Below are 26,082 nucleotides of genomic sequence, written 5' to 3'. Positions count from 1 at the left end.
ACTGCCCTAGCAACCGCCGTTCCCCGCCGCTTCGCGCAGGAAGCGCCATAGCTGCTCGTCCTGCGAATAGGCGACGTTCAGCCGTATCCAGGGAATATCTTCCTGCCCCGCGTCGAAATAGGAACCGGGCGCCAGCCAGATACCGTCCCGCAAGGCGCGCTCCGCCAGCGCATTGGCGCCGCCCCGGGCGTGCCCCTCGGCCAGGCGCGCCCACAGGAACAGCCCGGCGCGTGGCTCGGCAAACACCTGCATGCCCTGTTCGCCCAGCCGCCGCGATACCACGGCATGGGCCAGCGCCAGGCGTTCGTGCAGCTCGGTCACGTGGGCGCGATAGCGCCCCTCGCGCAGCGCCTGGTGCACGACACGCTCCATGATCTCCGGCGACGTCAGGCCCACGGCCATCTTGGTGCGCGCCATGTCGCGCACCAAGTCGGGATGCCCGATAACGTAGCCGACGCGGACCGAGGGGCTGATGACCTTGGAATAGCCGCTGAGATACACCACGCGGCGCAGTCCATCCATGGCGGCCAGCACGGGCGCCACGCCAGGCGCCAGCTCGCGCGAGATGTCGTCCTCGATGATCCAGCAATCGTGTTGTTCGGCGATGCGCAGCACCTGGTACGCATTGGCCATGGTCAGGCTGGTGCCGGTGGGGTTCTGCAGCACGGTATTGACGATCATGGCGCGCGGCCGGTGGCTCTGTGCCGCCTGCTCCAGCGCGCCGATGTCCAGCCCGGCGCCCGTCCGCGGCACGGCCACCACGCGGGCGCCCGCCACGCGCAGCAGGGCCAGCAGGTTGGCGTAGCAAGGCTGCTCCACGATGACGGTATCGCCCGGACGCAACAAGGTGCGTATCGCCACGTCAAGGCCGTGGGTCACGCCCTGGGTCAGCAGCACCTGGCCGGCTTCCACCGGCATGCCCAGGGATCCGGCATGCTCGGCGACGGCCTCGCGCAGCGGCACGTAGCCGTAGGGATGGCCGTAGCCGGCGATGCGCCCGCCCGGCACGCGCGCGACATGGCGCAGGCCCAGATGCAGCCCCGCCTCGTTCAACCATTCGCCCGGAAGCCAGCCGCAACCGGACTTCACCGGGATGGAATGGTCGGCGAAGACATCGGACAGCAGCCATTCGGCCCCCGGCGTCGGCGGTTCCCAGGGTCGCAGCGAGCGTGTCGTGGCCGGGCCGGCGGAGGGCCGCGGCGCAACCCGGTAGCCGGCGCCCGGCCGGGCCAGCAGCCAGCCCTGGGAAACCAGCCGCGCGTAGGCGCTCGCCACCGTGAAGGTACTGACGCCATGGCTGCGCGCAAAGTCGCGCACCGAAGGCAGCGGCATGCCGGGTCCCAGGGCCTGGGACTCGACCGCCCGCACCACCGCGTCCACCAGCTGTTGCACCAGGGTGGGCGATTGGGCGCGGTCGCGCACGGGCTGGAAATCGAGAGACGGAAAGTCGGTCATTCAGTACCTGTACAGTTGTCCAGGAATGACCTGTACGGTCAGGCATTTTTGCACGGATTGTGTATTTGCAGGCGCGGCGCAGGGGCCGAGAATCGCGATTGATTCTCCGCTTCCCTCCCCTGCGCGCCGCCATCGGCGCGCATAGCCCCTACGATTGGAGCGCCCCATGAACGCGCCGCAGACGCCGCCCGACCTTTCCCATCTCTGGATGCCGTTCACGGCGAACCGCCAATACAAGGCCAACCCGCGCATGCTGGTCGCCGCCAAGGGCATGTACTACACGTCCCTGGACGGCCGCAGAATGCTGGATGGCACCGCGGGCCTATGGTGCGTCAATGCCGGCCACTGCCGCGAGGAAATCACCCGCGCCATCGCCGAACAGGCCGGCGCCATGGACTACGCGCCAGGCTTCCAGCTCGGCCATCCCCTCGCCTTCCAGGCCGCCAGCGCGGTGGCCGGTCTCATGCCGCAGGGGCTGGACCGCATCTTCTTCACGAACTCCGGTTCCGAATCGGTGGACACGGCGCTGAAGATTGCCCTGGCCTACCATCGGGCGCGCGGCGAAGGCCAGCGCACCCGGCTGATCGGCCGCGAGCGGGGCTATCACGGCGTCGGCTTCGGCGGTATTTCGGTCGGCGGCATCGCGGCCAATCGCAAGACTTTTTCCGGCGCGCTGCTGCCCGCGGTCGACCATCTGCCGCATACCCACAGCCTGGAGCACAACGCATTCTCCAAGGGCCAGCCGGCCTGGGGCGCCCACTTGGCCGACGAACTGGAACGCATCCTGGCGCTGCACGATCCGTCCACCGTGGCGGCCGTCATCGTGGAGCCCATGGCCGGCTCCACCGGCGTACTGGTGCCGCCCAAGGGATACCTGGAGCGCTTGCGCGAAATCACCAGCAAGCACGGCATCCTGTTGATATTCGACGAAGTGATCACCGCCTACGGGCGCCTGGGCGCGGCCACCGCGAGCGAGTATTTCGGCGTCACGCCGGACCTCATCACCATGGCCAAGGGCGTCAGCAATGCCGCCGTGCCGGCCGGCGCGGTCGCCGTGAAGCGTGAAGTCCACGACGCCATCGTAGAAGGGGTGAGCGGCGGCATCGAGTTCTTCCATGGCTACACCTACTCCGCCCATCCACTGGCCGCGGCCGCCGTGCTGGCCACGCTGGACATCTACCGCCGCGAGAACCTGTTCGCCCGGGCCCGCGAACTGGCCCCCGCCTTCGAGCGGGCGGCGCATGGCCTGCAGGACGCCTCCCATGTCGTCGACGTGCGCAATATCGGCCTGGTCGCCGGTATCGAGCTGGCGCCGCGCCCCGGCGCCCCGGGCGCCCGGGCTGCCGAAGCCTTCCAGCGCTGCTTCGACGGCGGACTGCTGGTACGCTACACCGGTGACACGCTGGCGGTCTCGCCGCCCCTGATCATCGAAGAGGCGCAAATCGAGGAAATGTTCCAGACCATACGCAAGGTCCTCAAGGATATTTCCTAGCCCGCTCATCCCGCAGACGCAAGCAGACGGGGCCGTCCGTCGATCGCCGATCGGCACGGCCCCTCCCCCACGATACGAGCCAGGCTCATGAAAACCATTCCGCATTTCATCAACGGACAACCCTACACCGGCCGCGTCGGCCGTTATAGCGACGGCTTCGACCCGGCACGCGGGGAAATCGTCTCGAACATCCCCCTGGCCGGGGTCGAGGACGTGGACCTGGCCGTGGCGGCCGCCCGCGAGGCCTTTCCGGCCTGGGCCGAAACGGCGCCGCTCAAGCGCGCCCGCGTCCTGTTCGCCTTCAAGGCGCTGCTGGACAAGCACCAGGACGAGCTTGCCGAACTCATCACGCGCGAGCACGGCAAGGTGTTTTCCGACGCCAAGGGCGAAGTGGCCCGGGGCATCGAGGTCGTCGAGTTCGCCTGCGGCATCCCGCATCTGCTCAAGGGCGATTACACCGAGCAGATCGGCGGTGGGATCGACAACTGGAGCATGCGCCAGCCGCTGGGCGTGGTGGCGGGCATCACGCCGTTCAATTTCCCCATGATGGTGCCCTGCTGGATGTTCCCGGTGGCCATCGCCTGCGGCAACACCTTCGTCCTGAAGCCGTCCGAACGCGATCCGTCCGCCTCGGTGCGCCTGGCCGAGCTGCTGCATGAGGCTGGCCTGCCGCCCGGCGTCTTCAACGTCGTGCACGGCGACAAACAGGCCGTGGATGCGCTGATCGCCCATCCCGACGTGCAGGCCCTGTCCTTCGTCGGATCGACGCCCATCGCCGAATACATCTATGCCAAGGGCACGGCCAAGGGCAAGCGCGTCCAGGCGCTGGGCGGCGCCAAGAACCATATGGTGGTCATGCCCGATGCCGACCTGGACCAGGCCTGCGACGCGCTGATGGGCGCGGCCTACGGCTCCGCCGGCGAGCGCTGCATGGCGATCTCCGTGGCCGTGGCGGTCGGCAGCGTGGCCGACAAGCTGGTGGAGCGCCTGGCGCCGCGCGTGCGCGCGCTGAAGGTGCGCAACGGCATGGAAGCCGACGCGGAGATGGGTCCGCTGGTCACGGCGCAGCATCGCAGCAAGGTCCTCGGCTATATCGAGGACGGCATCGCGGCGGGCGCCACCATGGTGGTGGACGGCCGTGAACTGACCGTGCCGGGACACGAGAAGGGCTTCTTCCTCGGCGGCACGCTGTTCGACCACGTCAAGCCGTCGATGAACATCTATCGCGAGGAAATCTTCGGGCCGGTGCTATGCGTGGTGCGGGTGCCGGACTTCGCCTCGGCGGTCAAGCTCATCAACGCGCACGAGTTCGCCAATGGCGTGTCCTGCTTCACGTCCGACGGCGGCGTGGCGCGCGCATTCGCCCGCCAGATCCAGGTGGGCATGGTCGGGATCAACGTGCCTATCCCGGTGCCCATGGCCTGGCATTCCTTCGGCGGCTGGAAACGTTCGCTGTTCGGCGACCACCACGCCTATGGCGAGGAAGGCGTGCGCTTCTACACCCGCTACAAGAGCGTGATGCAGCGCTGGCCCGACAGCATCGCCAAGGGCGCGGAATTCACGATGCCCGTAGCCAAGTAAAACGGCAGGCGACGGCGGCCGGGCAAGCCGGCCGCCGCGCCCGTGGCTCCCTGGCCGTCAGGCGTAGGCCTCGATCGGCAGGCAGGCGCATACCAGGTTGCGGTCGCCATACGCGTTGTCCACGCGCGCCACCGGCGGCCAGTACTTGCCGTCCTTCAGCGATTCCACCGGATACGCGGCGGCGCGACGCGTGTAGTCGTGGTGCCATTCGTCGGCCAGCAGCATCGCCGCCGTATGGGGCGCGTTCCGGAGCACGTTGTCATCGCGATCGCACTCCCCGGCTTCGATGCGGGCGATCTCGGCGCGGATGGCGATCATGGCGTCGACGAAGCGGTCGAGTTCCGCCAGGCTTTCGGACTCCGTGGGCTCGACCATCAGCGTCCCGGCCACCGGGAAGCTCATGGTGGGCGCGTGGAAGCCATAGTCGATCAGCCGCTTGGCGATGTCCTCGGCCGACACGCCGCTCGTTTCCTTGAGCGGACGCACATCCAGAATGCATTCGTGCGCCACCCGGCCATTGCGGCCGCAGTACAGCACGGGATAATGGTCGCGCAGCCGGGCCGCGATGTAGTTGGCGTTGAGGATGGCGACTTCCGTGGCGCGCAACAGTCCCTCGGCGCCCATCAGCGCGATATAGACGTAGGGAATCGGCAGAATGCCGGCCGACCCGAACGGCGCCGCCGCGACCGGACCCACCGTGGCCCCGCGCGGCAGCTTGCCGCCCGTGTCCAGCACGCCAGGCAGATACGGCGCCAGATGGCTGCGCACCGCCACCGGACCGACGCCCGGACCGCCGCCGCCATGCGGGATGCAGAAGGTCTTGTGCAGGTTCAGGTGCGAAACGTCCGAACCGAACTTGCCCGGCTTGGCCAGGCCGACCATGGCGTTCATGTTCGCGCCATCCATATACACCTGGCCGCCGGCCTCGTGCACGATCTCGCAGATGTCCGTGATGGCTTCCTCGAACACGCCGTGCGTTGACGGATAGGTGATCATCAGCGCGGACAGGCGGTCGCCCACCTGGGCGACCTTGGCCTTGAGGTCGGGGACATCGACATTGCCCTGGTCGTCGGAGGCGACCACCACCACCTGCATGCCGGCCAACTGCGCCGAGGCGGGATTGGTGCCGTGCGCCGATGATGGAATGAGGCATACGTCGCGCTGATGCTGGCCGTGCGCCTCGTGATAGGCGCGGATCGCCAGCAGGCCGGCGTATTCGCCCTGCGCGCCGGAATTCGGCTGCAGGCTGATCGCATCGTAGCCGGTGATTTCGCACAGGGCCGCGGACAGCTTTTCGATCAGCACGCGATAGCCGGCGGTCTGCGCGGCCGGGGCGTAAGGATGGATCTGCGCGAACTCCGGCCAGGTGATCGGGATCATCTCGGCCGTGGCGTTGAGCTTCATCGTGCAGGATCCCAGCGGGATCATGGTGCGATCCAGCGCCAGGTCCTTGTCCGCGAGCTTGCGCAGGTAGCGCAGCATGTCGGTTTCGGACTGCACGCTGGAGAAGATCGGGTGCGACAGGATGGGGGTCTCGCGCGCCACCGCGGCCGGGATGCCGCCTTTGGCGCGCGCGTCCGTCGCGTCCAGCTCGAAGGCCGCCGCGGGCTTGCCCAGGCCGCGCGCGAAGACTTCGACCAGTTCGCTCAGGTCCTGCGCCGTCACGGTCTCGTCCAGGGACAGCGCGACGTGGTCGGCGTCGACCACGCGCAGGTTGATGCGCGCGGCGGCGGCCGCGTCGGCCACCGCCGAGGTCGCACCGGCGGTGCGCACCAGCAAGGTGTCGAAGAAGGTATCGTTGACGACCTGCGTACCCAGGTCGCCCAGCGCCGTGCGCAGGATGGCGGTACTGCGCTGCACGCGCTCGGCGATGCGGCGGATACCGGCCGGACCATGCCAGACCGCGTACATGCCGGCCATCACGGCCAGCAGCACCTGGGCGGTACAGATGTTGGAGGTGGCCTTTTCGCGGCGGATGTGCTGCTCGCGCGTCTGCAGCGCCAGGCGCAGGGCCGGATTGCCTTGCGCGTCCCGGGACACGCCCACCAGGCGGCCGGGCATATTGCGCTTGTAGGCGTCCTTGCACGCCATGAAGCCGGCGTGCGGACCGCCGAAGCCGAAGGGCACGCCAAAGCGCTGCGCGGAGCCCACGGCGATGTCGGCGCCCCAGGCGCCCGGCGGGGCCAGCAGGGCCAGGGCCAGCAGGTCCGTCGCGCACGCCACCACCGCGCCGGCATCATGCGCGGCTTGCGCCAGCGCACGGTAGTCGGCGACCGCGCCCAGGCTGTGCGGGTATTGCAGCAGCACGCCGAAGCAGTCCGGCAGGCCTTGGGATTCGTCTGCGACGACGACTTCGATGTCCAGCCCCTGGGCGCGCGTGCGAACCACTTCGATGGTCTGCGGATGGCAGTGGCTGGAGACGAAGAACACATTGCTGCGCGACTTGGCGCCGCGGCGGGCCAGGGTCATGGCCTCGGCCGCCGCCGTGCCTTCATCCAGCAGCGAGGCGTTGGCGATATCCAGCCCGGTCAGGTCGGCGACCATGGTCTGGTAGTTCAGCAGCGCTTCCAGGCGGCCTTGCGAGATCTCCGGCTGGTACGGCGTATAGGCCGTGTACCAGGCCGGATTCTCCAGGATATTGCGCAGGATGACGTTGGGCGTATGGGTGCCGTAGTAGCCCTGGCCGATGTAGTTGCGATAGACCTCGTTGGCGCTGGCCAGCTCGCGCAATTCGGCCAGCACGTCCGGCTCGCTGCGCGCGGGCGGCAGCGCCAGCGGCGCATCGGTGCGGATACGGGGCGGCACCACTTCGGCGATCAGTTCGTCCAGCGTGGCAACGCCCAGCACGCGCAGCATGGCGGCCTGGTCCGCATCGGACGGGCCGATATGGCGGGGAAGGAAATCGGTATGCGTGTCTAGGGGGCGCGACATGGTATCTCTTTGGTACAGGCCTACAGGGCTTCGTAGCCGGCGGCGTCCAGCAGCGCGTCCACGTCGGCGGGGTTGTCCGGCTTGATCTTGAAAATCCAGTGGGTATGGGCCGCTTCGTTGATCAGGGCCGGGTTCTCTTCCAGCGCGTCATTGAAGGCGGTGATTTCGCCGGCGACGGGGGCGTAGATGTCCGAAGCCGCCTTGACCGACTCGACCACGCCGGCGGTTTCGCCGGCGGCCAGCCGGGCGCCGACCTTGACGTCGCCGACGAAGACCAGATCGCCCAGTTGTTCCTGGGCCGGATCGGTGATGCCGACGGCGAAGACGTCGCCCTCGGCTTTGACCCATTCATGCGTTGCGGTGTATTTGCGATCGGTAGGCAGGCTCATGGCAGCTCCTGAGGAATTCAAAAAATCCGGATGGGAAGGAAGATCGAGGTGCGCGCCCCGCCCGCGGCCCGGCATGCCGGGCCCGCGAGCCATGGCAGTTTACGAGTGTTCGACCGCTTTGCCGTGCCGCACGAACGGCAATTTGCATACCGTCGCGGGCACCCACTTGCCGCGGATGTCGACCTGCACCGTGTCGCCGGGGTTTACCCCCATCGGCAGGCGCGCGAAGGCCACCGATACGCCCAGCGTGGGCGACATCGTGCCGCTGGTGATCTCGCCGTCGCCCAGCGGCGTACGCACCGCCATGTGGGCCCGCATGACGCCGCGCTCCGACAGCTTCAGACCGAGGAAGGCGCAGGGCGTGGAGCACTGTTCGATGGCGGCGCGGCCGATGAAGCCACGCGCCGGGTCTTTCAGCGAGACCGTCCAGGTCAGACCGGCCTGCGCGGGCTGCGTGAGCTCGTCCATGTCCTGGCCGTACAGGTTCATCCCGGCTTCCAGGCGCAGGGTATCGCGCGCGCCCAGGCCGCAGGGGCGCACGCCTTGCGCCACCAGGTCGCGCCACAGCGTGGCGACTTCCGTGGCGGGCAGGACGATCTCGAATCCGTCTTCGCCGGTATAGCCGGTGCGCGCCACCAGCGTGTCGGGCTCGAAGCGTGCCGCCGTGAAAGGCGTGAGGGGCTCGGAGTCTGCGCGCCATGCCGGCCGCGCGGCCCAGAGTTTGGCGCGGGCGTTGGGGCCCTGCACTGCGATCATGGCCAGGTCGCGGCGCGGCGCGATGGAGACATGCAGCCGTGTCGCGGCGGCCACGCGCTGCATCCAGGCGACGTCCTTGTCCGCGGTGGCGGCATTGACCACCACGCGCCAGCGGTCCACGGCGAAGAAATAGACGATCAGGTCGTCGATGACCCCGCCTTCGGGGTTCAGCATGCAGCTGTACAGCGCCTTGCCCGGCGTCGTCAGCTTGGCCACATCGTTGGCGATGAGCCGGCGCAGGAAGGGCATGGCGTCCGCGCCCGTGACATCGACGTTGAGCATGTGCGAAACATCGAACATCCCGGCATCCTGGCGGACGGCATGGTGTTCCTCGATCTGCGAGCCATAGGCCAGCGGCATGTTCCAGCCGCCGAAATCGACCATGCGCGCGCCGGCGGCGACATGTTCCTGCGCCAGGGGAGTGTTCTTGAGGGATATCGACATGGAGACGGCTCCGGACGGCCTGCGGGTAACGGAATACCGGGCTGGATGCGGAAAGCCTCCGAAGCACCGGCTTGGTTTCCGCCCCTCTGTCCTTTTGCCTGAGAGTTGCCCCGCTGGGCGGGTTTGCACCTTCGGCGTCCGGGCGCGCCGCGCAAATGCGGGTGGCCGGCTCTCTCCAGAGCGCTGTGTTCGCCCGCAAGCCGGGCGACGGCGTGCTTGGGCAAGGCATGCTGCGGTATGGGTTGCCTGAGCGATTCCGGGCGAATTGCGCCTTCGGCGGCGGCTCGCCCTGGGGCGCCCGCTCTCTCCCGCATGATGCGTGACAGCGTCGCGAAGAATACAACGAATCCGGCGCCGGATAAAGCCGCGCGGCCGGCGGCAAAATGCCCCCGGGCCGGCTAGGCCAGCGCCGTATCGAGCAGCATCATCAGGACGAACCCCAGCATCAGCCCGCAGGTGGCGTAGACCTCGTGGCCCTTGCGGTGAGATTCCGGAATGATCTCGTGGCTGATGACGAACAGCATGGCGCCGGCGGCGAAACCCAGTCCCCAGGGCAGCAGCACGGACGACCAGGCCATGACGGCCGCGCCCGCCAGGGCCCCCACCGGCTCGATCAGCCCCGATGCCATGCCCAGCACGACCGCGAACGTGCGGCTGTATCCCGCCGCCAGCAAGGCGACGGCCACCACCAGCCCTTCCGGTACGTCCTGGATGGCGATGCCGGTGGACAGCGCGCCGGCGCGCATCGCGTCGGTTCCGCCGAAGGCCACGCCGATGGCCAGGCCTTCGGGCAGGTTGTGCAGCATGATGGCGAAGACGAACAGCCAGGTGCGCTTGAGCACGCGGGCATCGTGGCCTTCCTTGCCCTTGATGAAATGCTCGTGCGGCACGGTGCGCTCCAGCCACAGCAGCACCGCCGCGCCCAGCAGGATCGCGGCGCCCACCGTGAGGCCGGCGCTCCAGGGGCCGTTGCCCAGGTCGCGCGCGGCCTGGATGCCGGGCACCACCAGCGAAAACGCACTGGCCGCCAGCATGACGCCGGCGCCAAAGCCGAACATGGTGTCCTGCACGCGCTCGGACAGGCGCTGCGAAAAGAGCACCGGGAGGGTGCCGGCAGCCGTGGCGCCGGCCGCGATCAGGCCGCCGACCCAGGCGTTGGCGACCTGCGGATAATCGTCGCGCAGGACGAGCCACAGCCCCCACGAGCCCATGGCGAACAGCGCCAGCAGGATGAAGACGGCGGTCTTGCCGGCGCCGGCTTCGGCCAGCGAGCGGATATGCGTGTTCATGGGGATCCCCTCTCCTGTCGTGCGGTGGCCATAGCAAGAAACGCGCCGCGACGGGCGTCCGGGCTGTTCACACCGGCGCTAGTGTCCCATCCTGCCGCGATAAAGGACAGGGGGTCCTGGCGGCGTCCGGAGACGGGGCGCTCAAAGCGCCTTGCCGCAGGCGACGCCGGAGGCCCAGGCCCACTGGAAGTTGTAGCCGCCCAGCCAACCGGTGACGTCCACCACCTCGCCGATGAAATGCAGGCCCGGCACGCTGCGCGCCTGCATGCTCTTCTGGTCCAGCCCCCGTGTGTCGACGCCGCCGCGCATCACCTCGGCTTTCTTGTAGCCGGCCGTGCCCGTCGGCACGACCTCCCAGGCATGGACGGCGCGCGCCAGCCCGCGCAGCGTCTTGTCGGGGATATCGGCCAGCCGCGCCTGCGCCAGGGGCTGGCCCTTGGCGTCCGTCATGTCGAGCAGCCATTGCTCGGCCAGGCGGCGCGGCCACAGGGCGCTCAGTGCCGTGCCCAGCTGCTGGCGGCCACCCGCCTTGGCGGCGATCAGCTCCTCGGCCAGGTCCCGGCCGTCGGCCAGGTCCAGCACCACGGGCTGCCCGGGATTCCAGTAACTGGAGATCTGCAGGATGCCGGGGCCGGACAGGCCACGATGGGTGAACAGCACGTCTTCGAGGAACTCGCCCGGGCCGCTGCGCACGCCGGCCTCCAGCGCGACGCCCGACAGCGCCGCGAAGGGCGCCCAGCGCGCGGCATCGAACGTCAGCGGCACCAGCGCGGGCCGCGGCTCCACCACCTTCAGGCCGAACTGGCGCGCGACCTTCAGCCCGTAGTCCGTCGCGCCGAGCTGGGGGATGGCCATGCCGCCGGTGGCGATGACCACCTTGCCCGCGTGCAATACGCCCTGCCCCTCGGTACGCAGCTCGAACCCGTGTTCGCCAGACCGCCCGATCTCGGCGACGGTGCACGGCATGCGCCATTGCACGCCGCCCGCGTCGCACTCCGCGCGCAGGACGTCGATGATGGCGGCGCTAGACTCGTCACAGAACAACTGGCCGCGGTGCTTCTCGTGCCAGGCCACGCGGTAGCCACGCAACAGCGCAAGAAAGTCCTGCGGCCCGTAGCCGGCCAGCGCCGAGCGACAGAAGTGCGGGTTCTCCGACAGGAAATTGGCGGGGCCGGTGCCGGTATTGGTGAAGTTGCAGCGGCCGCCGCCGGATATGCGGATCTTCTCGCCCAACCTGGCCGCGTGGTCGATCAGCACGACGCGCAGGCCGCGCTGGCCGGCCACCGCGGCACACATCATGCCAGCGGCGCCGGCGCCGATGATCGCGACGTCGAACATGCCGGGGACGATGAGGCGCGCGGCCTCAGTCTTCCTTCAGGCAGTCGACGTAGTAGCGCACCTCGCCGCGTTCGTCGACATCCTCGGCCAGGCCATGGATGTCGGTCTCGAAGCCCGGGAAGCGGGCATTGAACGCACGCGCGAACTGCAGGTACTGCACGATGGTGCGATTGAAGCGCTCGCCCGGGATCAGCAGCGGGATGCCGGGGGGGTACGGCGTCAGCAGCACACCGGTCACCCGCCCTTCCAGGTCTTCGATCGCCACACGCTCGACCTCCCGGTGGGCCATGCGCGCGAAGGCATCGGAGGGCTTGAGCGCGGGCACCATGTCGCTCAGGTACATCTCGGTGGTCAGCCGCGCCACATCGCTTTCGCGGTAGGCTTCGTGGATCTGCTGGCACAGGTCGCGCAAGCCCATGCGCTCGTAGCGGCGATGGTCGCGGCAGAATTCCGGCAGAATGCGCCACATCGGCTGGTTGCGGTCGTAGTCGTCCTTGAACTGCTGCAAGGCCGTCAGCAATGTGTTCCAGCGGCCCTTCGTAATGCCGATCGTGAACAGGATGAAGAAGGAATACAGGCCCGTCTTCTCGATGACCACGCCATGCTCGGCCAGGTACTTGGATACCAGCGCGGCCGGAATGCCGGTTTCGCCGAAGCTGCCGGAAATATCCAGGCCCGGAGTGATGACGGTCGCCTTGATCGGGTCCAGCATGTTGAAGCCGTCGGCGATATCGCCGAAGCCATGCCAGTGATCGCCCGATTCCAGCAGCCATTCGTCGCGGTGGCCAATGCCGTCGGACACCAGGCGGTTCGGGCCCCAGACCTTGAACCACCAGTCGTTGCGGCCGAATTCGGATTCCACCTTGCGCATGGCGCGGCGAAAGTCCATGGCTTCGCGGATGCTTTCCTCGACCAGCGCGGTACCGCCCGGCGGCTCCATCATGGCCGCCGCCACGTCGCAGGACGCGATGATCGCGTACTGCGGCGAGGTGGAGGTATGCATCAGGTAGGCTTCGTTGAAGATATTGCGGTCCAGTTTGCGGGTGTTGGACTCCTGCACGATGATCTGCGACGCCTGCGAAATGCCAGCCAGCAGCTTGTGCGTGGAGTGGGTGGCGAAGACCATCGCCGCCTCGCTGCGCGGACGTCCCGGGCCGATGGCGTGCATATCGCGGTAGAACTCGTGGAACGCGGCGTGCGGCAGCCAGGCCTCGTCGAAATGCAGCGTATCGACGTAGTTGCCCAGCTTTTCCTTGATCATCTCGACGTTGTAGATCACGCCGTCATAGGTGCTCTGGGTCAGGGTCAGGATGCGCGGCTTCTTGTTCTTCACCTCGCGGGCGAAGGGATTGGCCTCGATCTTCTTCATGATGTTCTCGGGCTCGAATTCCTCGATGGGAATGGGCCCGATGATGCCCAGGTGGTTGCGCGTCGGGCGCAGGAACACCGGGATGGCACCCGTCATCGTGATGGCGTGCAGGATGGACTTGTGGCAATTGCGGTCGACCACCACCACGTCGCCGGCGGCGACGTTGGCGTGCCACACGACCTTGTTCGACGTCGAGGTGCCGTTGGTCACGAAGTAGCAGTGGTCGGCGTGGAAGATGCGCGCCGCATTGAGTTCGGACTCGGCCACCGGACCGGTGTGATCCAGCAGCTGGCCCAGTTCGTCCACCGCGTTGCAGACGTCGGCGCGCAGCATGTTTTCGCCGAAGAACTGGTGGAACATCTGCCCCACGGGGCTCTTCAGGAACGCCACGCCGCCCGAGTGCCCCGGGCAGTGCCAGGAGTACGAGCCGTCCTGCGCATACTTGACCAGCTCGCGGAAGAACGGCGGGGCCAGGCTGTCCACATAGGCGCGGGCCTCGCGGATGATGTGCCGGCCGACAAATTCCGGCGTGTCCTCGAACATGTGGATGAAGCCGTGCAGCTCGCGCAGGATATCGTTGGGGATGTGCTGCGAGGTGCGGGTTTCGCCATACAGATAGATCGGTATGTCGGCATTGCGGAAACGCAATTCCCCGATGAAGGACCGCAGGTTCTTGATGGCGCTGGCCACGTCCTCCGGCGAGTCCACGTCGAACTCCTCATCGTCGATCGACAGGATGAAGGCGCTGGCGCGGCTCTGCTGCTGGGCGAAAGAGCTCAGGTCGCCATAGCTGGTGACGCCCAGCACCTCCACGCCCTCGGCCTCGATGGCCGCGGCAAGCGCGCGTATACCCAGTCCCGAGGCGTTCTCGGAACGGTAGTCTTCGTCGATGATGACAATGGGAAACCGGAATTTCATGCGGGCACTCCTGCGGGGGTAAGGCCAAAGCCGACGCGAGTGTACTGCGGACGCACTACGGCAGCGTTGCGGACTGGGTCGCGGCGCCGACCGGTCCGCCGGCTGTGCATCCCGCGTACCCGGGAAGCGGCCTTCTCCACGGCCCCCGCCAAGGCAGAGCACCCGCCCTCGGCCTTAAACTGCCCCGCAATCCACCCCGGACCGACATCATGAACGGAAACCACGACGCCGCGTCCATCCGCCTCCTCACGGCGGACGATGCGGCGGCATTCCACGCGCTACGGCTTTTGGCCTTGCGCGAATCCCCCACGGCCTTCGGCGCCAGCGTGGAGGACGAAGCCGCCCTGCCGCGCCAGGTGGTCGCCTCCCGCATCGCCCCGCAGGACCCGCATGACGGCGGCGCGGCGGGCATCTTCCATGGCGGCCGCCTGGTGGGCATGGCCTGCGTGCATCGCGACCACGGCCGCAAGTCCTGCCACAAGGCCATCCTGACCTCGGTTTATATCGCGCCGGACCGTCGGGGCAGCGGGCTTTCCGCATCGTTGATACAGCGCATGGTCGACCTGGCGCGCACCATGCCGCAAGTGCGCCGGCTGAACCTGTGCGTGAATGCGGCCAACCTGCCGGCCCAGGCGCTGTATCGCCGTGCCGGCTTCGTGGAATATGGCCGCGAGCCGGAAGGCCTGTGGGTGGACGGCGCCTTCCACGATGAAATCCTGATGACGCTGGCCCTGCAGGCAAGCCCCCTGACCGGCCTTGGAGCCCGCTTGCGCTACGAAGCCGTGGACGAAGCGGCGTTCGAGGCCCTGGCCGACATACGCGTCGCGGCCATGCGCGACAGCCTGGTGCGCGTGGGCCGTTTCGATCCGCAGCGCGCCCGGCAGCGGCTGCGCGCCGGCTATAGCCCCGAGGACACCTGGGCGATCGTGCTGGACGATATCCGCGTGGGCTTCTATACGCTGCGCCGGGAAGCGGACGCGCTCAAGCTGGATCACCTGTACATCCTGCCCGCCCACCAGGCGAAGGGCCTGGGGGCGGAGGTCCTGCGGCGCATCCTGCGCAGGGCGGATCGCGACGGCCTGCCCGTGCGCCTGGGCGCACTGCGGGACAGCGACGCCAACCGCTTCTACCAGCGCCACGGATTCGAGCGCGCCGGCGAGGATAGCTGGGACATTTACTATGAACGCAAGCCCCTGCCCTATCTGGCCAACTGCCCGGGGGCCCCGGAACAGGGATAGCCATGGCGTGGGCAAGCGGGGCCCGCCCCAGCGCGCCGCCGCTTCAGGTCTTGGGCAGCGTCACGCCCTGCTGGCCCTGGTACTTCCCGCCGCGGTCGCGATACGAGGTTTCGCAGACCTCGTCGCTTTCCAGGAACAGCATCTGGGCGCAGCCCTCGCCGGCATAGATCTTGGCGGGCAGCGGCGTGGTGTTGGAAAACTCCAGCGTCACATGGCCTTCCCATTCCGGCTCGAGCGGCGTGACATTGACGATGATGCCGCATCGCGCATAAGTGCTCTTGCCCAGGCAGATGGTCAGCACATTGCGCGGGATGCGGAAATATTCGACGGTGCGCGCGAGCGCGAAGGAATTCGGCGGAATGATGCAGACATCGCCGCTGAAATCGACGAAGGATTTCTCGTCGAAGTTCTTGGGATCGACGATGGTGGAATTGATGTTGGTGAATATCTTGAACTCGTTGGCGCAGCGCACATCGTAGCCATAGCTGCTGGTGCCGTAGCTGACGATGCGCTCGCCATTGGCTTCGCGCACCTGGCCGCGCTCGAAGGGCTCGATCATGCCGGTGGCCGCGGCGCGACGAATCCACAGGTCGCTCTTGATACTCATGGGAAGGAAGCCTCAGGTTGAAGTGGGCGGTATTTTACCGTCCGCGCCGCCGGCGCCCGCGGCACGTCGCCCCCTTTACCGGACCACCGCCGGCACGCGCATCACCCGCCGTGGCAGGACCGGCCGGGCCGCCCGCTTCCCCGGGCGCCGGCCTAGTCGCCCAGGAAGGTCCGATACACCAGCGCCAGACCGTTGACCGAACCGCCCTTCAGGTCCACCGACCAGCGGCGCGACAGCCGGTAGCTCAAGCGGCCGACGGTTTCGGAGCCGGCCAGCGCCTGCTCCACGCTCAGCGTCACGCCATTCGAGAAATTCTTGCTCGCCACCAGGAACTGCGTAGCCAGGGAAGCGGTGCTGTCCTGGTTCACGCTGCCGGCGACGGTCTGGTCCGGCAGAAGGCTGCCGGTGCTGCCGATGGCGCCGTTGCGCACGCTGACATCGTCCAGGCCGAACTGCTTGTAGAACGGCTCGCCGTTGCCCAGCAGGGCCGTCCCGACGGATACCAGCAGGGCCGTATCGTTGCCGCTGCTGTCCGGACCGCGGCCGAGCACCAGCCACGACAGCTTTTCCACATCGCTGACGTCCGGGTAGGAAATCAGGTCGATACGCGGCCGCTGCGCGGTGCCGCTGACCCGCACGCCGGCCTCCACCTGCTCCCCGGTGCGCAGGGCCTCGATATCCAGCAGCGGGTTGTCCAGGCTGCCCTGGAACGTCACCGTACCGCGCCGCAATTGCAGCCGCTGCCCATAGGCATCGATGCGGCCCGACCGGGTATGGAGAGCGCCCGTGCCGGTGAGGCGGCCACCGGCGTAACGGATGCGGATGGAACCGCCCAGCGCGGCGTCCAGGCCCATGCCGGTCAGGTAGAAGCGCGGGCCCAGGTCGACGTTCAGATCCATGTCGGTCTGCAAGGGCGTGCTGGCGGCTTCCTCCTCCTCGCCCGACCGGTGCACGATGACATCGCCATCCAGGGTAGGCACCTCGCTAAGGACTTCGATGCTGGCCCAGCCGGCGTCGGCGCGAACGTCGCCGCGCAGCGTCATGCGTGGCAAGGCGGCGTCGATATCGATGCGGCCGGACATCATGGCGAAGCGGTCGGCGCGCTGGATGACCGGAAACCGGTGCAGGGTGATATGCGCCTGGCCGGTGGCATCCGTCAGGCTCCATGTGCCGGTGGCCTCGACATAGCCGTTCCTGGCATCGGGGTTGCGCGTGACCCACTCGCGGGTGCGCGCTTCGGTGGGAAGCACGCGTAGCGTCGCGGGAAAACGAAGGGATTCGATGACCAGACGGTCCTGCTGCAACCTGGCGGAAAGCGTACCGTCCAGCAGGCGCACGCCATCGTCGATACGTACGAAACGCAGCTTCTGGCCCCGGACTGTACCGCTCGCCTGCCAGGGCTGCCCCGGCAGGCCCTGCGCCTGGATGTTGGCTTGCAAGGCACCGCCCAGCTCCATATCGTCACCGGTGAAAATCTCGACCCACTGCAAATCCGAGATATCGGCGTCCAACGACACCCGCAACGGCTGGCGCGGCGCGAGCCCGATGCCGCCGTCTCGCGTCGTCGCCAGCATGGCCGCCCCGGTGCCCCGCAACGAGCCCATCTTCGCCGTGTCCAGCTGGAGATCGGCCTCGACGCGGCTGCCACCCGCGGAAACGGGCGTGGCAGACACGGCCAGCACCAGCTTGCGCAGGCCCATCGGCATGGGCGGATCTCCCGGAATCAACAGGTCTCCGGACCGGCGCTCCACGCGGGCCCTGCCGGACAGGGCGCCCGCAAAGCGCAGTTCCCACGATACGTCCAGGGCGATGCGCCGCTGGCTGGCCGGCACACGGGCATTGACGCGCGCGGTGCGGCGCTGCGCCCCCTGTGCCGCGGCGTCCGGATCGAGCGCACGGATCACCTGGCGCACGACGGCGGGCGTCAAGACCAGGTTGTCCATACGCCCCGCGGTTTCCCAGCGCCCTGCCCCGGCCCGTGACCCGGCATGGTCGAGCACTGCCCGGTCGCCACCGGGCAAGCCCAGTTCGATGCGCGCGGGCCCGACGTCCCACTGCCAGCGCGGCGCCGTCGCGTGCGGCATCCAGGCCACCTTGACAGGGCGTGCCACGGCCAGTTGGAAGCCGGCATGGGAAGCGGACAGCTTGTCCACCGTGCCCCGCCATCCCAGCTCCTGCGTTGCCGAACCGGCGCCCGCGGTGGCCCCATAGCCGCCTTCGACCAGGACGGAGGCCTCCATGCGGGCGCGGCCGAGCATGCCAGCCCGTTCGTTCGGCGGGGTATAGGCCCCGCGCAGCTCCACCCGGTGGCGTGCCGGCGTGCCGGCCAACTTCCCTTGCAGGCTGGCGGCGCCGCCCAGGCCCGGCCAGAAGGCGGACAGTTCGGGCGCCGCCGCGTCCAGCGCGATCTCGCCGTTACGCGGGCCAATGCTGCCTTGCGCGCGCACGCGGTTGCGGCCCAGCCGCAGGTCCACGGCCAGGTCCTCGATGCGGATATCGGCCAGCGCCGCGGGCCAATCGGCGGTCGGATCCGGTTCTGCCGAGGTGACCACCCGGGCGCGCGCGGTGCCGTCCAGCGCCTTGCGGTTCCAAAGGCTGCCCTTGTCGACGCCCAGGTCCACAGCGGCCCTGCGCAACACATAACGGTCCGTGAATTCCGCATCAAAGGACGCGCGCGTGCTGAGCATTGCCGGCGGCACCAGTCCCGCGAGCAGGCGTCCGAGGTCCAGGCGGTCCGCCGTGAGCTTGCCCTGCACGCGGTTGGTAGCCGCTGCATCGTCACGCGCGACCTCCAGCGCGAGCCCCGCGGAGGTACGGTCCGCAAGCTCCAGTGCCAGGGTCGCGCGCCGCAACGGTATACGGCCTTGCGGCGTCAGTTCGGCATGCGCCACGAGCGCCGCGCCCGCGCCCTGTGCCTGGAGGTCGGCGTCCATGGCGTCGAGCGAACCGTCCAGCCGCAGGTCGGCATCGACATGGCAGGGATCCGCGCTGTCGGAAGCGGCCGCCGGCGCAGCGCCAGCCTGGCGATTGGAAGCGGCTGCCGCCGGCGTAGTGGCGGCGCCACGATGGGAAGCGGAAGGCGATGGGGCAGGCGCCGCTGCCGTGACGAACCTGCCCACGCACACCGGCGATTCGGGTGTCGTGCCGCGTATCGAGACATGGACGTTCGCGTCCAGCGGCCAGGGCGCCGCCAGTTGCTTCAGCGTCGCCTCGCCGCGCAGGTCCGCATCCGCGACGGCATGGGCTGCATGCAACGCGTCGATCCGCAGCCGCGCCCCGCCGGCGGTGACGCTGCCGGCGGCCTGCAAGCCGCTCAGCGCGACGGGCAGCGGCTGACCGTCCCGATGCAGGGCAAAGGTGCCCACCGCCAGTCGCTCCACGACAATGTCCAGGGGCAGGGACGGCGGGGTCCCGGCAGGCGCCGGTGTCTCCGTCCGCGGGTCCGTCGGCCCGACGACCACGGCCAGGTCGGCGACCGACAGGTCGCTCACGCGCAGACGCCGCTGCAACAGGTCTGGCCACGCAAGCTGCACGGCCAGGTCGGTCGCGGCGACCGCCACACCGGACACGTCGATGGACAAGCGGCCGACCCGCAGCCCCCGCCACAGCGAACCTTGTACCGCCTGGACCCGTCCATCGAGCTGCGCGACAGCGGTCTGCACCAGCCAGCGCGCGCCCGCCTGCGTGGCGAATACCCAGCCCGCCGCGCCCGCGGCTACCGCGAACACCAGCAGCAGCGTGGGCAACCACCACACCAGCACGTTGCGGATGAGCCCGCGCAGTACCTTCAAAACGCGATCCCCAGGGAAAAGTTCAGCCGCACGGAATGGTCGCGCTGCCCGTACGCGACATCCAGGAACAGCGGCCCCGCCGGCGTGCGCACGCGCGCGCCCACGCCGTAGCCCACGGCCATGTCCATATCGCCGAAAGACTGCGCCGCGTCGCCGGCGTCCACGAAGACGCCGATGCCCCAGCGATCGTCGAAATAATGGTCGTATTCGATACTGCCCACCACCAGCGCGGGCGCGCCCACCACCGCGTCGCCGCGATCGGCGCCGATGCTGAGATAGCGATACCCACGGATGCTGCGCGCGCCGCCGGTCCGGAATCCGAAGTCGTCCGGCACCTGGGTATCCCGCGATGCCCACACACGGCCGACTTCGCCGCGCAGCGTGAATACGTCGCGCTGCCCGATCGGCCACCAGCGTTGTCCGCGCAGGCGCGCGCGGGTATAGGGCTGTCCCGTGTTCAGCGCGATGCCGACGCCTCCGCCCACTGCAATCAGGTTGCCATCGCGCGGGTTGTATTTGCTGTCCACATTGCGCCGCAGCCAATCCGCCGTGGCCGTCAGCGTGGGCAGGCTGTATTCGTCATCGCCGTCGATCTTGACCGAGTCGTGCGCGGCCAGCAGGCCCCAGCGCGTCTCGTAGTCCACGCGGCCATCCGGACCGCCGCTGCGCTCCTGCAGCCGCGTCGCGCCGACGGCGAAACGCGTCACATCCAGGCCCTGGATATCGGAGTGCTCCGCCAGTACGCCGATACTGTCCTTGTTGCCCCGGGTATCCGGCGGCAAATGGAAATCGGCGTAGACGCGCTGCCGCAGCCGGTTCACGCCCACGCCCGATTCCAGCGTGACAGGCTGGCCGAACACCACTTGCTGGCGGTAGACGGCTTCCACCCCGACGCCGGCATCGCTATCCACCCCGATCGAGGCGGAGAAGCGCTTGGGCGGCGCCTCGACAACGCGGACCTGCACCGGCAGGGTGATCACGCCATTGCTGTCCACAGGGGGTGCGGGCTGGCCGCCGGCCGCCACGCGCGGGTCGCCGGCCGGCGCGGCCACCGAGGGATCCCGCGACGGCGACAAGGCGGCCGCATCGCCGCCTCCGGGCTGCTGCATCGATACGAATGCGCCACGGAAAAAGGCGGTGCCTTGCAGGGCCTGCTGCCACTGGTTCAGCTTGTCCTGGTCGTAGGCGTCGCCGGGGGTGTATCGCACATAGCGCTTGATCAGCGACCCCGGGACGCGCTCCAGGCCCTGGATGGTCAGCATGCCCATGCGCACCGCCGGGCCGCTGTCGATCACGACTTTCAGGCGTACCTGGCCTTGGTCGGCCTGCACGTCGGCAGAGGATGCCGCGATGCGCGCCAGCAGGAAATCGCGCGTTATGACCGCGTCGAGCAGGTCCGACTTGGCCTTGTTCCAATCATCGTTGACGAACGGGCGGCCCACCGGCAACAGCCAGCTTTTACGCAGCGCCGCCACGCGCTGCGCATACTCGGCGCGCGAAATGCGGCCGGTGAACGCCAGCTCGACCGCGACGATGTGCGCTCGCACACCGGCGTCGATGGCGATATCCCAGGTGCCGCCATCCACGTCGCTGCCGGTCTTCAGCGTCACGCTCGCCGCGAAATAGCCCTGCGTGGCCAGCGCGGCCAGCGCCGCGTCACGCGCGCGACGGCGCAGCCGGTCCGCTTCGCCGCCGTCCTGGTCCGCCGCGAGCCGGGCGATGGCCTCGACGGCATCGTTGACCGACTTCAACGCCGCCGGATCGACGGTGCCGGGGTCGATGACGATCTCAGGCTTGGCATACGCGGTCTGGAGCAGTGCCAGCGCCAGGCACAGCAGGAGGCCGGCGAACCATTGCATGCTTCAGGGCTGCTGGACCACGACGTTCGGGAATTTGCCGGCCATGTCCCGCGGGAGCTGCGCGACCGCGACGGCGACTCGCCGCGCGATGTCACGGTACAGGCGCGCCGCTTCGCTGTTCGGATCCGCCACAACGGTGGGATGCCCCGCGTCGGTCTGCTCGCGAATCTGCAGCGTCAACGGCAAGCCGCCCAGCCATGCCACCTTGTACTGTTCCGCCATGCGCTTGCCGCCGCCTTCCCCGAAGATCGGTTCGGCGTGCCCGCAATGGCTGCAGATGTGCATCGACATGTTCTCCACCACCCCAAGGATGGGCACCTCTACCTTTTCGAACATGCGCAAGCCCTTGCGCGCGTCCAGCAGGGCGATGTCCTGCGGAGTGGTAACGATGACAGCGCCCACGACGGGAACCTTCTGCGCCAGCGTCAGCGCGATATCGCCAGTCCCGGGCGGCATGTCGACGATCAGGTAATCGAGGTTGCGCCAGTTGGTCTGGCGCAAGAGTTGTTCCAGCGCCTGGGTGACCATCGGGCCACGCCAGATCGCCGGCGAGTCCGCATCGATCAGGAAGCCGATGGAATTGGCTTGCAGGCCATGCCCTTGCAGCGGTTCCATGGACTTGTTGTCGTGGCTGACCGGCCGCCCCGAAATGCCCAGCATCGTGGGAATGCTCGGGCCATAGATGTCGGCGTCGAGCACGCCCACCTGGGCGCCCTCGGCGGCCAGGGCCAGGGCCAGATTGACGGCCGTCGTGCTCTTGCCCACCCCGCCCTTGCCGGAGGCCACCGCAATGATGTTCGACACATTGGGCAGCGGCTTCAGTCCGCGCTGGACCGCATGGGCAGCGATCTTCCAGGTGACCGCAACCTCCGCATCCGGGGCACCGGCGGCACGGAGTGCGTCCACCACCGCCTGGCGCAGCGCCTGCTGTTGAGTACGCGCGGGATAGCCCAGCTCTACCGCGACTGAAACACGGTCTGCCTCGATCCGGACGTCGCGCTCTTTTACATATTTGCCTATGCTGGCGCCGGTTTCCGGGTCCGTTACACCTTCGAGCACGGCCTTTATTTGGTGGATCGTCAAACTCATGTCACTATATTCCTACAGGCACCCCGGGCTTTGGCGCGGCTACCCCGGTTTACAGCCTGGCTTTTTCAGCACCGTGCGGCCTCTATGACTTGCAAGGATAGCGGAATCTGCAGGAACTTTTCGCCGCGTTTCGCGTCCTTCTTACCATGAACAATGCTCTTACCCGCTTAGTTCGCGCCGTGGCCTTCACGGTACTCGCCTTGATCGGCGGCGCCATGGCGCTGGTGTTCATGGCGTCCACGGCCATCGCGGTCGGCATCCTTTATCTGGTGGCGCGGGTCCGCGGCCGTCCCTTCGGCGTGCGCGCGTACTGGCACCAGCGCAACGCCACGCGCGGCGCTGGGCCCACGGGGCCCTTCCAGGGTGTACGACCCGACGTGATCGACGTCGAAGTCCGCGAAGTGCGCTAAGCCCGTCTCATCGAGGCAGCCCGGCAGGGTTGCACACCAAGGAAGCCCGGCGCGGCAGGTCCCCTCGCGGTTCGCCGCCGGGTCGCCAGCGACCCAGCTTCGTCCCATCCGTCGTCTCTTCGTTCCCGCGGCCGCCCACGCGCCCGCGGGCTTCGCCATATCCGCCGCCGGCGTTCGCCGCAACTGGCTCTAAAATGCCGGGTCCGGTTTCCACTCTGCCATTCGGCCATGTCACGCACCCTATTCGTCACTACCGCACTGCCCTACGCCAACGGATCGTTTCACATCGGCCATATCATGGAGTACATCCAGGCCGACATCTGGGTGCGCACCATGCGCATGGCCGGGCACACGGTGCATTTCGTGGGAGCGGATGACGCGCATGGCGCCCCCATCATGCTGAAGGCGGAGAGCGAAGGCATCACGCCCACGGAACTGGTTGCCCGCTACGCGGCCGAGCGGCCGCGCTACCTGAACGGCTTCCACATCCGCTTCGACCACTGGCACTCCACCGACACGCCGGAGAACGTCGCCCTCTCGCAGGACATCTACCGCGCGTTGAAGGCGCAAGGCCTGATCGAGACGCGCACCATCGAGCAGTTCTACGATCCGGTGAAGGGCATGTTCCTCGCCGACCGGTACATCAAGGGCGAATGCCCGACCTGCCATTCCAAGGACCAGTACGGCGATTCCTGCGAGGTATGCGGTGCCGTGTACGCGCCCACCGACCTGATCGAGCCGTACTCGACGCTGACCAGGGCGACACCCGTCCTCAAGCGCTCCGAGCATTTCTTCTTCAAGCTATCCGATCCACGCTGCGTGGCTTTTCTGCGCGACTGGACCGCCGGCAGCAACGCCACGGGCGCGCGCAGGCTGCAGCCGGAAGTGCTCGCCAAGACGCGCGAATGGCTGGGCGCCGAAGACGGCGAGGCCAAGCTGGGGGACTGGGATATATCGCGCGAAGCGCCGTATTTCGGCATCGAGATTCCCGATGCGCCGGGCAATTACTTCTACGTCTGGCTGGACGCGCCGGTGGGTTACCTGGCGTCCCTGAAGGCCTATTGCGACAAACAGGGGCTGGATTTCGACGCTTTGCTGGACCCGGAAGGCTCGACGGAGCAAGTGCACTTCATCGGCAAGGACATCATCTACTTCCATGCCCTGTTCTGGCCCGCCATGCTGAAGTTCGCCGGGCGCAAGACGCCCGACGCGCTGAACGTCCACGGCTTCATCACGGTCAGCGGCGAAAAAATGTCCAAGAGCCGGGGCACCGGCATCTCGCCGCTGCGCTACCTGGACGTGGGCATGGACCCGGAATGGCTGCGCTACTACATCGCGGCCAAGCTGAACGCCCGGGTGGAGGACGTCGATTTCACGGCAGAGGACTTCATCGCCCGCGTCAACAGCGACCTGATCGGCAAGTACGTCAACATCGCCAGCCGTGCGGCCAATTTCATCACCCGGCACTTTGACGGAGTCCTGGCGTACAGCGGCGAAACGCAAGCCCTGGGCGCCGAATTGGCGGAGCAGGCCGAAGCGGTACGCGCCGCCTTCGAAGCACGCGAATATGGCCGGGCGATCCGCGAGATCATGGCCTGCGCCGACCGCATCAACCAGGCCTTCGACGCCGCGCAGCCATGGATCATGGCCAAGGGCATCGCCACGGCGCCGGCCGAGCAGAAAGCTGCCCTGCAGGACATCTGTTCCCGCACCCTCGCAGGCTTCAAGGCCCTGTCCGTCATGCTGGCGCCCGTGCTGCCCGCCCTGGCGGAGCGCGTGGCGCGCGAACTGTTCGGCCAGGATGCCGCCTTTACCTGGCGCGACGCTGCCGTGCTGCCCGGCCGCATCGCGCCGTTCAAGCACCTGATGCAGCGCGTCGATCCCGCCATGCTGGATGCGCTGGTGGAGCCGGCGGCCGCGCCGGCCTCCAACCCGGGCGGCGCCAACGGCGATGCAGGCCCGCAAGAGGATGCCCAGGCGGCGACGCCGGGCGGCGAGCCGGTCGCCCCCACCATTGCCATCGACGACTTCGCCAAAATCGACCTGCGCGTGGCGCGCATCGTCAATTGCGAGGAAGTGGAAGGATCGACCAAGCTGTTGCGCCTGACGCTGGACGTGGGCGAAGGGCGCCATCGCAACGTGTTTTCCGGCATCAAGTCGGCCTACAAGCCGCAGGACCTGATCGGCAAGCTGACGGTCATGGTCGCCAACCTCGCCCCGCGCAAAATGAAGTTCGGGGTTTCGGAAGGCATGGTGCTGGCCGCCAGCCATGCCGACGAATCGGCCCACCCTGGCATCTACGTGCTGGAACCGTGGCCCGGTGCCCAGCCGGGCATGCGGGTGCGTTGACAAGGGTCAATCGGTGTAGGCCTGCACGAAACGGCTGACGATGCCGTTCGAATAGCGGCTGGCGACGCGGCTCAGGAACGCGGCAAAGTCCACCGGCGCCGCGGCGTCGGCGCGGTCGGAGACCGTGCGCAGGATGGCACAGGGCACCTCGTACTCGTGGCATACCTGCGCAACCGCCGCGCCCTCCATCTCGACGCATAGCGTGCCGGGCAGCGCTTCCAGCAGTCCTTGCGCGACGGCCCCATCGCCCACGAAGCGATCGCCGCTCGCAACCAGGCCGCGATGCAGCGTAGGCGCGCCGATGCCGAAGAGGTCCCGGGTGAGCGGGTCGACGTCGCTCGACAGCCCCAGGGCAAGGTAGTCCACGGCGCATTGCGCCAGCACTTCGTTCATCCGGGGCGCCGTGGCCAGTTGGGAAACGCCCAATAACGGCACTTCGTAGCGGGGAAACAGCGGACGCGCATCCAGGTCGTGCTGGACCAGCGTGTTGGCGATCACGACATCGCCCACGTTCACGCCGGGCGCGATGCCGCCGGCAAGCCCGGTGAACAGCAAGGCCTGGACGTCGAACTCGCGGATCAGCGTCACCGCGGTCGCGGCCGCCGCGACCTTGCCGATACGCGCCAGCACGACCACGCACCGCCGTCCATACAGTTCGCCGACGTAATAGTCGCGCTTGCCGATCCGGCGGCACTCGGCCGTGGGGCCCATCTGCACCAGCAGATCGGCGATTTCATCATGAAGCGCGGCCAATATGCCGAGCGGGGCAGCAGACAT

The 26,082-nt window shown here is 68.1% G+C and carries 17 protein-coding genes and 2 riboswitches; of the genes, 5 read left to right on the top strand and 12 right to left on the bottom strand.

Going from position 1 to position 26,082, the window contains the following annotated elements; genetic code table 11:
- Positions 1-6: 6 nt before the first annotated feature.
- Positions 7-1,455: an aminotransferase-like domain-containing protein gene (locus BAU07_RS02665; protein WP_066653828.1), complete on the bottom strand. Its 1,449-nt coding sequence runs from the start codon at positions 1,453-1,455 to the stop codon at positions 7-9.
- A 166-nt stretch (positions 1,456-1,621) separates the two neighbouring features.
- Between BAU07_RS02665 and aptA the strand changes: the two genes are divergently transcribed.
- Entirely contained in the window at positions 1,622-2,947 is a 1,326-nt protein-coding gene (gene aptA, locus BAU07_RS02660) for an omega-aminotransferase AptA (RefSeq protein ID WP_066653825.1), read from the top strand.
- Between the two features lie 87 nt (positions 2,948-3,034).
- Complete coding sequence (locus tag BAU07_RS02655) at positions 3,035-4,528, top strand: CoA-acylating methylmalonate-semialdehyde dehydrogenase (protein WP_066653822.1); 1,494 nt, start codon at positions 3,035-3,037, stop codon at positions 4,526-4,528.
- A gap of 57 nt (positions 4,529-4,585) precedes the next feature.
- Here BAU07_RS02655 and gcvP read toward each other — a convergent pair whose 3' ends face one another.
- From gcvP to BAU07_RS02625, 6 genes are all read right to left on the bottom strand, one after another.
- Entirely contained in the window at positions 4,586-7,459 is a 2,874-nt protein-coding gene (gene gcvP / locus BAU07_RS02650; protein WP_066653810.1) for an aminomethyl-transferring glycine dehydrogenase, read from the bottom strand.
- A 20-nt stretch (positions 7,460-7,479) separates the two neighbouring features.
- Positions 7,480-7,848, bottom strand: coding sequence for a glycine cleavage system protein GcvH (gcvH, locus tag BAU07_RS02645; RefSeq protein ID WP_066653800.1), 369 nt, complete (start codon positions 7,846-7,848; stop codon positions 7,480-7,482).
- A 99-nt stretch (positions 7,849-7,947) separates the two neighbouring features.
- The gene (gene gcvT, locus BAU07_RS02640) at positions 7,948-9,048 is read right to left on the bottom strand and encodes a glycine cleavage system aminomethyltransferase GcvT (RefSeq protein WP_066653790.1); all 1,101 of its coding nucleotides are present in this window, start codon (positions 9,046-9,048) and stop codon (positions 7,948-7,950) included.
- A gap of 76 nt (positions 9,049-9,124) precedes the next feature.
- Positions 9,125-9,237, bottom strand: a riboswitch (glycine riboswitch).
- A gap of 34 nt (positions 9,238-9,271) precedes the next feature.
- A riboswitch (glycine riboswitch) is annotated at positions 9,272-9,369 on the bottom strand.
- Positions 9,370-9,446: 77 nt separating this feature from the next.
- Positions 9,447-10,337 (bottom strand): ZIP family metal transporter, encoded by an 891-nt coding sequence (locus BAU07_RS02635; RefSeq protein ID WP_066653788.1) that lies wholly within the window; start codon positions 10,335-10,337, stop codon positions 9,447-9,449.
- A gap of 141 nt (positions 10,338-10,478) precedes the next feature.
- Positions 10,479-11,675, bottom strand: coding sequence for a BaiN/RdsA family NAD(P)/FAD-dependent oxidoreductase (locus BAU07_RS02630; protein WP_066653786.1), 1,197 nt, complete (start codon positions 11,673-11,675; stop codon positions 10,479-10,481).
- Between the two features lie 25 nt (positions 11,676-11,700).
- A complete protein-coding gene (locus tag BAU07_RS02625) occupies positions 11,701-13,962 on the bottom strand; it encodes an arginine/lysine/ornithine decarboxylase (RefSeq protein ID WP_066653784.1) in 2,262 nt (753 codons plus the stop codon).
- Positions 13,963-14,171: 209 nt separating this feature from the next.
- Here BAU07_RS02625 and BAU07_RS26640 point away from each other — a divergent pair, with 209 nt between their 5' ends.
- Positions 14,172-15,200: a GNAT family N-acetyltransferase gene (locus tag BAU07_RS26640; RefSeq protein ID WP_084025174.1), complete on the top strand. Its 1,029-nt coding sequence runs from the start codon at positions 14,172-14,174 to the stop codon at positions 15,198-15,200.
- Positions 15,201-15,243: 43 nt separating this feature from the next.
- Here BAU07_RS26640 and dcd read toward each other — a convergent pair whose 3' ends face one another.
- From dcd to apbC, 4 genes are all read right to left on the bottom strand, one after another.
- Positions 15,244-15,807: a dCTP deaminase gene (gene dcd, locus BAU07_RS02615; protein ID WP_066653781.1), complete on the bottom strand. Its 564-nt coding sequence runs from the start codon at positions 15,805-15,807 to the stop codon at positions 15,244-15,246.
- A gap of 152 nt (positions 15,808-15,959) precedes the next feature.
- Entirely contained in the window at positions 15,960-19,598 is a 3,639-nt protein-coding gene (locus BAU07_RS02610; protein ID WP_066653772.1) for a translocation/assembly module TamB domain-containing protein, read from the bottom strand.
- Positions 19,595-21,457 carry an autotransporter assembly complex protein TamA gene (locus BAU07_RS02605; protein ID WP_066653768.1) on the bottom strand — a complete coding sequence of 621 codons (1,863 nt, stop codon included), beginning with the start codon at positions 21,455-21,457 and terminating at the stop codon, positions 19,595-19,597. Before BAU07_RS02605 ends, BAU07_RS02610 begins: the two co-directional genes overlap by 4 nt.
- Positions 21,458-21,460: 3 nt before the next feature.
- Positions 21,461-22,546 (bottom strand): iron-sulfur cluster carrier protein ApbC, encoded by a 1,086-nt coding sequence (gene apbC, locus BAU07_RS02600; RefSeq protein WP_066653764.1) that lies wholly within the window; start codon positions 22,544-22,546, stop codon positions 21,461-21,463.
- Positions 22,547-22,692: 146 nt separating this feature from the next.
- Here apbC and BAU07_RS02595 point away from each other — a divergent pair, with 146 nt between their 5' ends.
- Positions 22,693-22,956: a hypothetical protein gene (locus tag BAU07_RS02595; RefSeq protein ID WP_066653753.1), complete on the top strand. Its 264-nt coding sequence runs from the start codon at positions 22,693-22,695 to the stop codon at positions 22,954-22,956.
- Positions 22,957-23,184: 228 nt separating this feature from the next.
- Positions 23,185-25,305: a methionine--tRNA ligase gene (gene metG / locus BAU07_RS02590; RefSeq protein ID WP_066653742.1), complete on the top strand. Its 2,121-nt coding sequence runs from the start codon at positions 23,185-23,187 to the stop codon at positions 25,303-25,305.
- A 6-nt stretch (positions 25,306-25,311) separates the two neighbouring features.
- On the opposite strand, the gene BAU07_RS02585 is transcribed toward metG, so the two are convergent.
- On the bottom strand, positions 25,312-26,082 hold the full coding sequence (locus BAU07_RS02585) for a 5'-methylthioadenosine/adenosylhomocysteine nucleosidase (protein ID WP_066653740.1): 771 nt from the start codon (positions 26,080-26,082) through the stop codon (positions 25,312-25,314).

Origin of the sequence: Bordetella flabilis, from assembly GCF_001676725.1 — a bacterium.
In the GTDB taxonomy this organism is placed as follows: Bacteria; Pseudomonadota; Gammaproteobacteria; order Burkholderiales; family Burkholderiaceae_B; genus Bordetella_C; species Bordetella_C flabilis.
The sequence above is the reverse complement of the archived record's forward strand: the minus strand, read 5'-3'. Positions and strand labels throughout refer to the sequence as shown.